Below are 12258 nucleotides of genomic sequence, written 5' to 3' on the forward strand. Positions count from 1 at the left end.
GACTCCCCTTGTCCCCGTGTCCCCTTGTCTCCCCCTCTTTCCTTCTGCCATCTGCCTTTTGCCTTCTACTTAACTCATCAAACAACTGCGGCATTCAGTCCTTTAGCTGTTTCAAAGAAGAAAGCGACATTTTCCTCTGGAGTTTCTGGGAGAACACCATGTCCGAGGTTAAGAATGTGTCCTCTGTTACCAGCTTTGCGAACCGTATCAAGAATGCGATCGCGGATAAATTCTTTGGAACCGAAGAGTACACCAGGATCGAGATTTCCTTGCACTTTCACGTTTTTGCCCAATCTTGCTCGTGCATCTGCCATATCGACTGTCCAGTCTATAGTAAGCACATCTGCACCTGATTGTGCCATTCTTTCCAGCAAACCTGCGCTACCGCTAACTAGCAAAATTAAGGGTGTATCGGGATGAGTTGCTTTGACTTGCTCAAATACCCGTTTTTGATAGGGTAGAGCAAAAATCTCATAATCTTGAGGACTCAACTGCCCTGCCCAAGAATCAAACATTTGTACAACTTGAGCGCCACAGTCAATTTGGTAGCGGACGTAAATCGCGATCGCATCTGCTAGTTTGGTTAACAATTGATGCAGTATCGCTGGCTGTGAAAACGCCATATTTTTAATCACGGAATAGGTTTTGGAACCTTTTCCTTCTACAGCATAAGCTGCTAAAGTCCACGGCGCACCTACAAATCCCAACACCGTTGATTTGTTGCCTACTTCTTGGCGTAAAGCCTGCAAAATAGTTTTGATAAACGGCAAAGACTCTTCTGGTTCAAAGGTACGCAGATTCTCAATTTGTTCCTGCGTGCGGATGGGAGAATAAATAATCGGTCCCTTGCCTTCAGCGATATCCATATCAATGCCTAAACCAGGCAGTGGTGTAACGATGTCAGAAAATAAAATCACACCGTCTGGTTGAAAAGCTCTCCACGGCTGCAAGGAAACTTCAATTGCAACTTCCGGTATTTCTGAGCGTTCGCGGAAAGAGGGGTATTTCTCCCTTAAATCTCGATAAGCTTTCATATATCGTCCTGCTTGCCGCATCATCCATACAGGCGGACGATCTACAACTTCACCACGAGCTGCCCTCAGGAGTAGGGGATCTGTTGAGGAAATACCCATTTAATAATTCATCCTAAACTCTTTTTTATGTCATTGTTTAGCTTATCATTCCAGCTTTGCCCTTTGTCAGGCAGATGGACGAAACGATGCGATCGCGTTTGTGTGTAGTGGTGTCTCTATACAAAAATAGTGCATTCATAATAGCGATCGCTATTTTTTCTATGCATCTAAATTGTAGACACACCACCACGACAGACTTAACAAATCTCTGCGTTTAAAAAGATTTAGCTATGCTCCTTCTCGCAGCTTATCCAGTACACTTCTATCTTCTAATGTCGAAGTATCACCTGACACTTCTTGCCCTGATGCCAAATTCCGCAGTAAGCGCCGCATAATCTTACCTGATCGCGTTTTCGGTAAAGCATCGGTAAAACGAATTTCACCGGGGCGAGCGATCGCACCTATTTCGCTGGCAACGTGTTGTTTCAGTTCTTTGCTCAATTCTTCAGTGGGATTTTGACCGCCTTCTAAAGTTACAAAAGCGACTATGTCTTCCCCTTTTACGTCATCTGGCTTGCCTACTACAGCCGCTTCAGCTACTGCTGGATGGGAAACTAAGGCTGATTCAACTTCCATTGTACCAAGGCGGTGACCAGCAACATTAATTACATCATCTACACGACCCATTACCCAGAAATAACCGTCTTCATCTCGTCTGGCACCATCACCAGCAAAGTAGACATACTGCCCATCTTTGGGAGGAATGTGTTCCCAGTAGGTGCGGCGGAAGCGTTCTGGATCGCCGTAGATTGTTCGCATCATACCAGGCCAGGGGTGGCGAACTATTAGATAACCGCCTTCATTATCGCCGACAGGGTTGCCTTCCAAGTCCACCACATCAGCCAAGATTCCGGGGAAAGGACGAGTTGCGGAACCAGGTTTGGTGGGAACTGCCCCCGGTAGCGGAGTAATCATGATACCGCCAGTTTCTGTTTGCCACCAAGTATCGACAATTGGACAACGTTCGCCACCAATCACTCTGTAATACCACATCCAAGCTTCTGGGTTAATTGGCTCGCCTACCGTTCCCAGCAAACGCAAAGAAGAAAGATTTCGGGCTTTGGGATGGTGTTCGCCCATTTTAATAAAAGCACGAATAGCAGTAGGTGCAGTATAAAAAATAGTCACACCATACTTTTCAATCACATCCCAAAAACAACCGGGATTTGAAGCACGCGGCGCTCCTTCGTACATTACCGTTGTTGCACCGTTGGAAAGGGGGCCATATACGATATAGCTGTGTCCTGTAATCCAACCTACGTCAGCTGTACACCAATACACATCTGTATCTTGAAGGTCAAAAATCCATTTAGTGGTCATGTGAGTATATAAGTTATAACCACCAGTTGTATGGACAACACCTTTGGGTTTGCCAGTACTACCAGAAGTGTAGAGAATAAACAGCATATCTTCGCTGTCCATTGGTTCAGCCGGGCAATCTGCGGAGACTCCCTTTTGTAGATCATGCCACCAGTGATCGCGTCCTGGTTCCATATGGGTTTTTTGATTCGTACGCTGAACCACTAGGACGTTTTGTACAGTTGGCACTGCACCATCATCTAAAGCTTTGTCTACTTGTTCTTTAAGAGGCATGATCGCATCTTTGCGCCAACCACCGTCAGCAGTGATAACTAATTTTGCTTGGGCATCGATGAGTCGATCTCGTAAAGCTTCGGCACTGAAACCACCAAAAACCACGCTATGAGGAGCGCCTATTCTGGCACAAGCAAGCATAGCAATAGCAGCTTCCGGAATCATCGGCATATAGATACCGACGCGATCGCCCTTTTTCACTCCTAGTTGTTTGAGTACATTGGCGAACTGACAGACTTCTCGATGCAGTTGGGCATAGGTGAGAGTACGAGAGTCTCCTGGTTCTCCTTCCCAAATAATGGCAGCTTTATTTTTGACCCATGTCGATAGGTGTCTGTCAAGACAATTGTAAGAAATATTAATCTTGCCACCGACAAACCATTTTGCAAAGGGAGGTTGCCAGTCTAACACCTTGTCCCACTTTTGGAACCAATGCAACTCCTGTTCTGCCAGTTCCGCCCAGAATTGTTCTGGGTTGGCTTTAGCTTGGTTGTAAAAATTTTGGTAGTCTTCCAGGCTTTTGATATGAGCGTTTTGAGAAAATTCTGGAGAAGGGGAAAATAAGCGTTTTTCTTGCAGGATTGATTCTATCGTTGGTTGAGACATAATCATTTTAATTGGTGTTGTTACTGGAAACTATTTTGTACGCAGATTTACCAGAAGTGTTTATATTCACTCTAGTTTTTACTTTTTTGTTAAGAAGGGCAACAATTGCAAGGCTACTGAGTACAGATTCTTCAGTTCATACCATCAAAGTGGCTTAATTATTGCAAGATCGTAAGTGGTACGCACTAAACTACCCACATTCATGCCACTAACCGTAGAAGCTAGTAATCTATCTTTAAACGACGTTCATCGTCTTCTGAAACTTAAAGAACAGCCAAATTGATTATTCACTAGACTTCTTATCCTTAGAACTTCTCATAGAGTTGAAACAACAGGATTACTGCGAATCAGTAATGACTCTGAGCGTTACCTAATTTATAGGTGCCAGTTAAAGCAAGGCTATTTTTGGGAAAAATGAAATAGCCAATAATATAAAAAATTACAAATTAAATGGGTGAAATTAAGGAACTATTGTGTCCACCTATTGAGCAGCTCGTTCGCGAGATCAAAGCTCTCAATCGGGCATGGAAAGCAGCTAGCGAATTATTTGGAGAAGACTGTTCTTTATCTACTTCATCACGGGATTTGAAAACTTGTTTACAGGTGCGCTTGTTGCGATGTTATGCACCCAAGCAGGTTTATTTGGCTATCGACAACGAGAAGATGGAGAAAAATTATACAGCTTATATCTCCGAGAACCTGTAAGAAACTGGCGAGATGCAGATCATCTGCCAGTACGAGTAGCCAAAGAAGTTCTTAAGCATGAAGACATTAAAAGATTTGAAAAATGCGATCGCTAGTTAATATCAGGGGTGCAGTGTGGGATTAGCAAAAATTTGGGATATCGTTTGGCAGAATGAGCCATTTCATTGGGCAACTGCCACAGTATTTATTGTTGCAGTCACAGTAGAACTGTACACGCTATTGGACTATTGGTATTTAGAGTGCGGCACAACAGAAGCTGGAATTACATTTTTGAGGAAATTGCACAGGAGGAATACAAATGCTCAATTTCCCCAACCTCCAAAGCAGATTAGCCTCTGGTTAAAAGAGTATTTAGGAACTGATGATTCAAGCCGACTTCGGCAATTAAATAGCAAGTTTGTACTTATAGAATATCCAGAAGTTTTAGCACGTTCAGTACCTCGTAGTTCACTACGCTTTGTCGCAACCTTATGCACTGCTATTGGTGTTTTGGGAACATTTTACGGTATTCAGGAAGGACTGCAAGGAATAAATCTGGATACAACAAGCTTTGAGCAGCTATTGCCTGCCATCAAGCAGCTACTAGCGGGAATGAAAACAGCTTTCTCCACTTCTTTGATGGGGCTTGGTTCTGGTAGCTTGTTTACCTTAGTTTTATTCGTGTGCGATTCACTACGGCAGAAACGACGTCATAGTTTACGTAAACGTTTGAATGCGATCGCTTTTTTTAAGACTGCCGACAACGAGATTAGTAAAGCAGCAGCAGAATTTAAGCGCGTAGCAGAAAACTTAAGCAATTTAAATCTACCTAGTGCTGAAGCGATTGGTCAAGCTGTAGGTAAAAGCATAGCAGAGAAATTTGTTGGGCTAAACCAACTTTCGTCTGAAGCAATTATTCTAGCCGTAGGTGAGCAGATGCGATCGGTTATCCTACCAGGGCTAAAAACTATCTTTCAAGAGCAGAAAAAGCTGCGAGAACTCCAAGAAAATCAAGGGCAAAAAGTATTAGAAAACCTGATTAAAGATTTACGAGTTGAGGTACTCGAACCAATTGCTAATAGATTAGACAAAAGTGCAGAGTTAACACAACAAGCTTCCGAAGCTGTGCAGACTCTTCATCGGGAATTAGGCGGTATTTCCCAAAGTTTGGCAAATTCAATTGTCACAATTCAAAACTTTCAACAACAGACTTTAGGACAACTCGAAAGATTTGCTCAGAATTTAGGGCAAACGCTGAATCATTTTCAAACCGATACAAGAGGTGTTTTAGAACAAACAGCACAGCAAATAAATAGTGCAGTTGAACAAAGTATTGAGGGAATGACAGCCCAGCGCACAGCCTTTGAAGCAAGTGCAAATCAAGCAGCAACGACTTTTCAAGGAATTCGAGCAGAACTTGAAACAGCACTGAAACTACAGGCAGAAATACAACAGCAAATGCTTGAAGATACTAAGACTGGGATTATTAAAATTCTTAATCAAGCAAATGCAGATTTTGAACATCAGACTCACATTCTCAAAACTATAGGTAATCAAGCTTCTGGATTGATGAACGAGGCGAGTGAACATCTTCTTAATACTTTAGGAAACGCTGAATTTTTGGTTGGTGATATCAGCAATGGAAAAAAGCATCATGAATGATTTCATCAGAGACAATATTGAATTAGAAATCACCGAGGATGACGAGGTAAGTACCTATCTATCTATTGGCGATTTGATGTCTGGATTATTGATGTTTTTTGTGCTGCTTTTTATTACCGTAATTATTCAAAGAGACGAACCAAAACGGATCGTAATAGGCAATGTAATTGGACAGATGAAAAGTAACAATATTGATGTCAAAGTTAATTCAGAAAATGGAGATGTAAGCATTAGAGAGTCAATTCTTTTTTCTAAAGGTAGTGCTGAACTCAAGCCAGAGGGCAAGAAATTTCTCCGTCGTTTCATTCCTATTTATAGTGATGTAATTTTCTCTAAACCTGAATTTGAAAAAGAAGTGAGTCGCGTAGTTATAGAAGGACATACTAGTTCACAAGGAGATTATAAAAATAATTTAGAATTGAGTTTACAACGTTCAGCATCAGTTACTAAATATATTTTTTACGAAATGAATTTTTCTAATAAAACCCGTTTAAGTCAAAAAATTTTAGCAGCTGGACGTGGCGAAATAGAAGCAGAACAGAGCTTTGATAAACCTAGCGATCGCAAGGTAATTTTCCGCTTTCAGTTTCGTAGTCATGATTTAGCTGACAAACCTCACCCAAATCTGTCTTCATCAGAAAACAATCAATGAACTTTCAGCTTCCCGCTCCTCCTTAGCTTGAGTCTACCCAGAAATAAGCAGATTCTTTTTGGTGAATCTGAAGTTATCTATCAAGCAAATTCGTTGTCTGAGTGGCGATAAGCATGATTGTGTATAGAAATTACGCCCAATACCTCTATAAATCTTATTTTTCTGTACTCTCTGTGACTGGAGTTGTTTGATTCTTCCGCCAGTTACTAGAAATTAGGCGATCGCCTCTAGGAATTTACATATACAAAAAAAACCGTAATAATTCAATATATATCTAGCTATAAATTAAATAGCTTTCATGAACTGCTTACAGTAATAACGAATGAAAAAACTTTCTTCCCTACCTACGCTCTTGCGCTTTCGTCGTAAGGCGTTGCGTTAGCTAGCATCTACTGCCACGCCACATGCTACAACACGCTAACCCGCAAGGGCGCAGTGGCTCCTCTGCCTTTTGCCATCTGCCTTTTAATTAGATTAATTTCTGTTACAGAAACGCTGCAATATTACTATTCTTAATCTTCATCAAGTTATAAGTCCGTTTATTAAGTTTTTAATAACACTTATGTCAGGTTGTACGTTAATGCCGGAACTTTGAAATTAAATTGTGTATCCTGAAAACAACTGATGATGATTATATGGAGGTCTGATGACTCCCACGATTATGCGTCAACTTTGGTCTATTATTGAAACGACTCAAACAAAGACGCTGTTGCAATTGGATGATGCTAGCTTAGTACAGTGGTTAGTTAAACAAACTACAAAACAAGCTTCACTGGATTGCCAAGAAACCGATTTTCTTTGTATTTACATTCAATCTCGGTTATCCCTGATCCGTGATCTTGCTCATGAACGCCAGTACTCATGACAACAAAATATATAGGCATCAATTCATAGTCAATAGTTTACAGTCCAAGAACCAAACTATTGACTATCAACCATAGATTATTGTCTTAAAGGTAAATAACCTTCGATTAAACAATCTGCACCCACCACACGCACCTGTACACGTTCCAAAGACAAAGCCTCAGTCATAGTGGTGAAACCTAAGTCACCCACAGGTGTAGGAGCATTACTGCCACCAATAATTTTTGGAGCAATGAATGCTAAAACTTTTTGCACTGCTCCTTGAGCGATCGCACTAGCTGCTAAGGTACCACCACATTCCCACAGCACACTACAAAAACCTCGCTCATATAAATAAGCCATTGCTCTATCTGGTGTGAGTGGCGAAAATTCTACTACCTCTACTCCTTGTTTAAGCAATACTTCCCGAAAAGCTGGATTCGCTCCTACTTCTGTCAATACTAAAGTAGGAGCCTCTTCTGTTTGCCACAGATTAGCTTGTTCTGGCAAGTTAAGGCTACGGCTCATCACCACTCGCAGCGGGTTATGTGCTTCCTGCTGATGGCTTGTTAAACGCGGATTATCAAGTCTAATCGTATTTCCACCAACAATTACAGCATCACAAGCAGCCCGCATTTGATGCACAACGCCACGAGCTTCTTGATTAGTTACCCAAGCACTATGACCAATAGTAGTGGCAATTTTGCCATCTAAAGTCATAGCATACTTCAAAATTCCTAACGGTCGTTTGTAGAGAATGCGATGGATAAAACCTTCATTCAGCTTGCGACAGTCTGCTTCTTCGACTCCGACTAATACTTCTATTCCAGCTGCACGTAAGCGGGCAATACCTCCACCACCTACTAGTGGATTGGGATCAACCATACCCACTACTACTTTTGCTACTCCAGCAGCAATCAAAGCTTCCGAACATGGAGGAGTACGTCCATAATGATTGCACGGTTCGAGATTTACGTAGATAGTTGCCCCACGAGCATTTGCACCTGCTGCTTTAAGAGCAAAAACTTCTGCATGCGGCTCACCCGCGCGAGGATGAAATCCTTCCCCAACAATTTCTCCATCTTTGACAACAACTGCCCCTACCAATGGATTTGGGGAAGTACGCCCTAAAGCACGACGAGCAAGTTCTAAACACCGCTGCATCATCGCTCGATCAAAGTCGGTTCCCACCTTCTGTTGTTGTTGCGAATTCAATTTTGCTGTTGAACTCACTAAAAGTGAATTGGATAGGGATACATCTGCTTGAGCAACTACTGGAGAATTATCCATAATTTTTGGCGATACAGGGATTAAGGATTAGGGAATAGTTGTTTGTGAATTGCTAATTGTTAATGGCTAATAGCTATTAGCTATCAGCTACTAACCATTAACATCTAGCTCCCAGTTTTTTAAATCTAGCCTTAATCCATCTTGCCAAAGGTTGCCAAAATTCCAGAAAAAATTAGTACTGATTCTATTCTGTACTCTCCATCATCGTAAGCTAAAATTTATAGTATAAAAATACACTCATTAATCAAACTCTTAACAACTAGTTTAAGATTGTTGCTGTGCTAATTTCAGCCGTTGCCACCAACGATTGAGGGGAAAATAAACCACAGGAGCCCAGAGACTACTGACAATAGCAGAAGCAAGAGCAACCTTTTGATAATAAGTCCAAATGTGTACTGAATTGCGATCGCCCATCAATATCAATTGGCAGGCAAAGATAGTTTCTGCCAATACTGCCATTCCAAAGACAATTAAGGCAATCGAAATAAAGTCTTCTTGAATAAAACGCTGCTTTTGTAGCAAAGCTGTAAGAAAACCCACCATGCCAAGACTTAAAACATGAGTAGGATCGGGTGATGTCATTGCATCTTGAAGTAGCCCCAAAACTATACCCGCTAATGCTCCTTGAACAACTGTACGCTTAACACTCCAAGCCACTACCCAAATTAGTAGCCAGTTCGGCCCTATTCCTAATAATTCCATACCAAGAAAGCGGGTGGGTAGCATCAGCAAGCACAAGAGTACAGATCCAAAAATCACAATCCAATTTACCAGCTGTCGTAGGTTGGGATGCCAACAAGACAGGGGTTTAATGGAAATTATTGATTTTTGCGATCGCCCAGCGCCTCCTTTAGAGAATCGCAATTTTGGCTTTTTCTGCCTGCTACCTCGAAATGCAGGAATTTTCATTTTTCTTAATAGATTATGTATAAATTACAAAATATATAGATAAAAATCTTCTTCCCTTCTTACCTGAAAATAGGGAACAGGTGACAGGTTACAGAGAAGAAAAATTTCATACTTTGTTGTGAACTATAGTGCATAGAAATGTGACTTGAAAGCAGTTTAACTGGTGGTACTGCCACCCACTGTGAATGGAACGAAAGAAGTCAAAATCCTATTTCTTCCTTCTGCCCTCTGCCCTCTGCCATCTGCCCTCCGCCTTCTAATTAAATTTTCGTGACTGTTGATTTGCTGATGCAGAACCCTCCAAATGTTCGCTTTCCGGCTTCGGGTATACACTTACCCAATCTAAAGAACGTATCGACGGAAATAGTTCCACTTTCGCTACAGATGCCGGAAGTTTCTTAACATCCAAAGACTTTATTCGTCCTACTGGCAATCCAGATAGAAACTTTTGACTATAAGTGGATGTCACAATTACATCTCCCGGTTTGGCATTGGGAACTTTCTCATAAAACTCCAGTACCGCATCGGCAGATAAATCACCCCGCAAAACGCCCTTAGCTCCAGTACGGCTAACATTTACACCAACTTTACTCTTGAGATCACTGATTAATAACACGCGGCTAGCATGGGGAGTCACACTTTCTACCAAACCTACCAATCCACCTTCAGCCTTAACTATGAAGCCTTCTTGAATTCCGGCTTGACTACCACGATTGAGGATAGCTTGCTGCCACCAGTTGTCAGCACTACGCCCAACAACCCGTGCCGGAACAGGGCGCGATGAAAGAGGTTCTTTCTCGATATATTTCAATAACTCTTTAAGCTTTTTATTTTGATTTTCTAACTCTACTATCCGGGTTTCTAGTTCCACAACTCTGGCATTCTTGAGCCGTTCTTCTGGTGGTTTTTCTGGTTGCACAATTTGCAACTGACGGCTAATGCCTTGGTAAATTTCTAGTAACAATGCTCCCTGAGTGTGTCGAACTAACCAAGCACTACCGATCAATAGAGCGATTAGTCCAACTTGTAACCCTTTGTGTTCCCACCACCGTCCACGTACTGTAAACATATATACCCTTTATATTTAGCTTACTTAAAAATATTGGATTCTTTATAGAATCCAATATCTAAAAAGACTTATGAAGACTACATATTGCGGGAACGAGCACTGAAAACTCGTTCCAACTGCTTGAAATTTTCTAACACACGACCTGTACCTAGAACCACACAACATAAAGGATCGGCTGCAACGTGTGTCACAATTCCCGTTTCATGACTAATTAATGTATCTACTCCTTTAAGCAATGCACCGCCACCAGCGAGCATAATACCTCGGTCAATAATATCTGCTGCCAATTCTGGTGGTGTACGTTCCAAGGTTCGCTTTACCGCATCAATAATTACAGATAGCGGTTCTGCCATACTTTCACGAATTTCTGGCCCTTTGATGGTGACAGTTCGTGGTAGACCAGAGAGCAGATGTAAGCCTCTGACTTCCATCATTGCATCATCATCATCATGAGTTGGATAGGCGGAACCAAGGCGAATTTTAATATCTTCAGCGGTGCGTTCTCCAATCACCAAGTTATGAACTTTCTTCAAGTACTGCACAATTGAATCTGTCAGTTCATCTCCAGCCACACGTACTGATTCGCTAAGTACTGTACCTTGGAGGCTCAATACGGCTACTTCAGTAGTTCCACCGCCAATATCAACAATCATGTTACCAGTGGGATCGGCTACGGGTAAACCCGCCCCAATTGCCGCTGCCACAGGCTCATCAATTAAAAAAACTTCTCTAGCACCCGCTTGAGTGGCAGCATCCATCACTGCCCGTCGTTCTACCCCTGTGACTCCGCTCGGAATACCAATTACAATCCGGGGCAACACCAGCGATTTACCCTCATTTACACGCTGAATAAAGCTTTTTAGCATGATCTCGGCTGTATCGAAATCTGCGATTACACCATCGCGCAAGGGGCGGAGGGCAATCACATTTTCCGGTGTTCGACCGAGCATTTTTTTGGCTTCTTCTCCTACTGCCAGTGCAACCTTTTCATTTTGGTCGATGGCAACTACCGATGGTTCTTGGAGAACAATGCCTTTACCAGATACATAAACGAGGGTATTAGCGGTACCGAGGTCGATACCCATATCTCGCGATAAGGAAAACTTACTGAAAAGGCCCACGCGTCTTATTGCCCCCTATTTCGATACTTTTGACTATTACCGTGAGAAAGAATCGTGCAGGATTCTATTACTTTTTTTGACCTGAGTCTAGCAAAGTACGTGATTCTACTAAATTAATTTGAGAATCTTAGTCCAATCTCAGGCTTATACCTTTTTATATTCTTTAACTACTGGAGTATATCCGTATGGTTTTGTATTTGTGAAAGAGTAATTTTTACCATTTCCATACGTAATTATAATTGTTTATTATTTAACAGTCAGTCTCTAGGTTGAGAATTCGCTATGATGAGATTCATGATCAACAAGTACGTCTGTACTGGAAGGTAACGCACATGAGCATTAATATTGTCACCTTGATTGGTCGTGTAGGTACCGACCCCGATATAAAGTATTTTGAATCTGGAAGTGTAAAGTGTAAGTTAACACTAGCAGTCAATCGCCGTACCAGAGATGGTGATCATACTGATTGGTTCAATTTGGAATTATGGGGAAAAACTGCACAGGTAGCGGGTGATTATGTGCGTAAAGGCAAACAAATTGCCGTCAAAGGTTCCTTGAAGTTTGAATCTTGGAACGATCGCAACACAGGTGCGCTCCGCTCTACACCAGTAATTCTGGTAGATCAACTGGAACTGCTTGGCTCTAAGCGAGATACAGAAGCAGAGACAATGGACAGTAATCCAGAACATTTTTAAT

11 protein-coding genes are annotated in these 12258 nt (G+C 41.9%); 5 read left to right on the top strand and 6 right to left on the bottom strand.

What is annotated here, in order from left to right; genetic code table 11:
- Positions 1 to 77: 77 nt before the first annotated feature.
- Together hemE and acs are read right to left on the bottom strand one after the other, a co-directional pair.
- Positions 78 to 1133, bottom strand: coding sequence for a uroporphyrinogen decarboxylase (hemE, locus tag U2718_RS32370; protein WP_341994434.1), 1056 nt, complete (start codon positions 1131 to 1133; stop codon positions 78 to 80).
- 228 nt (positions 1134 to 1361) lie between these two features.
- Positions 1362 to 3332 (bottom strand): acetate--CoA ligase, encoded by a 1971-nt coding sequence (gene acs, locus U2718_RS32375; RefSeq protein ID WP_341994432.1) that lies wholly within the window; start codon positions 3330 to 3332, stop codon positions 1362 to 1364.
- Between the two features lie 617 nt (positions 3333 to 3949).
- Here acs and U2718_RS32380 point away from each other — a divergent pair.
- The 4 genes from U2718_RS32380 to U2718_RS32395 all read left to right on the top strand — a co-directional run bounded on the left by U2718_RS32380 (position 3950) and on the right by U2718_RS32395 (position 7195).
- Complete coding sequence (locus U2718_RS32380; protein WP_341994430.1) at positions 3950 to 4132, top strand: hypothetical protein; 183 nt, start codon at positions 3950 to 3952, stop codon at positions 4130 to 4132.
- 19 nt (positions 4133 to 4151) lie between these two features.
- Positions 4152 to 5678, top strand: coding sequence for a hypothetical protein (locus U2718_RS32385; RefSeq protein ID WP_341994428.1), 1527 nt, complete (start codon positions 4152 to 4154; stop codon positions 5676 to 5678).
- On the top strand, positions 5671 to 6330 hold the full coding sequence (locus U2718_RS32390) for a flagellar motor protein MotB (protein ID WP_341994425.1): 660 nt from the start codon (positions 5671 to 5673) through the stop codon (positions 6328 to 6330). The genes U2718_RS32385 and U2718_RS32390 overlap by 8 nt, the downstream gene beginning before the upstream one ends.
- A gap of 646 nt (positions 6331 to 6976) precedes the next feature.
- On the top strand, positions 6977 to 7195 hold the full coding sequence (locus U2718_RS32395) for a hypothetical protein (RefSeq protein ID WP_341994424.1): 219 nt from the start codon (positions 6977 to 6979) through the stop codon (positions 7193 to 7195).
- Positions 7196 to 7272: 77 nt separating this feature from the next.
- Here the strand turns inward: U2718_RS32395 and ribD are convergent, their stop codons facing one another.
- The 4 genes from ribD to U2718_RS32415 form a co-directional block, all read right to left on the bottom strand.
- The gene (ribD, locus tag U2718_RS32400; protein ID WP_341994422.1) at positions 7273 to 8463 is read right to left on the bottom strand and encodes a bifunctional diaminohydroxyphosphoribosylaminopyrimidine deaminase/5-amino-6-(5-phosphoribosylamino)uracil reductase RibD; all 1191 of its coding nucleotides are present in this window, start codon (positions 8461 to 8463) and stop codon (positions 7273 to 7275) included.
- Between the two features lie 264 nt (positions 8464 to 8727).
- Positions 8728 to 9372, bottom strand: coding sequence for a rod shape-determining protein MreD (gene mreD, locus U2718_RS32405; protein WP_341994420.1), 645 nt, complete (start codon positions 9370 to 9372; stop codon positions 8728 to 8730).
- Between the two features lie 256 nt (positions 9373 to 9628).
- The gene (gene mreC, locus U2718_RS32410; RefSeq protein WP_341994418.1) at positions 9629 to 10441 is read right to left on the bottom strand and encodes a rod shape-determining protein MreC; all 813 of its coding nucleotides are present in this window, start codon (positions 10439 to 10441) and stop codon (positions 9629 to 9631) included.
- A 77-nt stretch (positions 10442 to 10518) separates the two neighbouring features.
- Positions 10519 to 11526, bottom strand: a complete 1008-nt coding sequence (locus U2718_RS32415; protein ID WP_341994416.1) for a rod shape-determining protein — start codon at positions 11524 to 11526, stop codon at positions 10519 to 10521.
- 368 nt (positions 11527 to 11894) lie between these two features.
- On the opposite strand from U2718_RS32415, the gene U2718_RS32420 reads away from it, so the two are divergent.
- Positions 11895 to 12257 carry a single-stranded DNA-binding protein gene (locus U2718_RS32420; RefSeq protein WP_289789040.1) on the top strand — a complete coding sequence of 121 codons (363 nt, stop codon included), beginning with the start codon at positions 11895 to 11897 and terminating at the stop codon, positions 12255 to 12257.
- Position 12258 lies beyond the last annotated feature (1 nt).

The organism is Chlorogloeopsis sp. ULAP02 (assembly GCF_038404745.2).
Classification (GTDB): Bacteria; Cyanobacteriota; Cyanobacteriia; order Cyanobacteriales; family Nostocaceae; genus Chlorogloeopsis.

Excerpts from the sequence above, each read along its gene's own strand:
- hemE (WP_341994434.1), bottom strand. The coding sequence starts at position 1,133 with ATGGGTATTTCCTCAACAGATCCCCTACTCCTGAGGGCAGCTCGTGGT.
- acs (WP_341994432.1), bottom strand. The coding sequence starts at position 3,332 with ATGTCTCAACCAACGATAGAATCAATCCTGCAAGAAAAACGCTTATTT.
- U2718_RS32380 (WP_341994430.1), top strand. The coding sequence starts at position 3,950 with ATGTTATGCACCCAAGCAGGTTTATTTGGCTATCGACAACGAGAAGAT.
- U2718_RS32390 (WP_341994425.1), top strand. The coding sequence starts at position 5,671 with ATGAATGATTTCATCAGAGACAATATTGAATTAGAAATCACCGAGGAT.
- U2718_RS32395 (WP_341994424.1), top strand. The coding sequence starts at position 6,977 with ATGACTCCCACGATTATGCGTCAACTTTGGTCTATTATTGAAACGACT.
- ribD (WP_341994422.1), bottom strand. The coding sequence starts at position 8,463 with ATGGATAATTCTCCAGTAGTTGCTCAAGCAGATGTATCCCTATCCAAT.
- mreD (WP_341994420.1), bottom strand. The coding sequence starts at position 9,372 with ATGAAAATTCCTGCATTTCGAGGTAGCAGGCAGAAAAAGCCAAAATTG.
- mreC (WP_341994418.1), bottom strand. The coding sequence starts at position 10,441 with ATGTTTACAGTACGTGGACGGTGGTGGGAACACAAAGGGTTACAAGTT.
- U2718_RS32415 (WP_341994416.1), bottom strand. The coding sequence starts at position 11,526 with ATGGGTATCGACCTCGGTACCGCTAATACCCTCGTTTATGTATCTGGT.
- U2718_RS32420 (WP_289789040.1), top strand. The coding sequence starts at position 11,895 with ATGAGCATTAATATTGTCACCTTGATTGGTCGTGTAGGTACCGACCCC.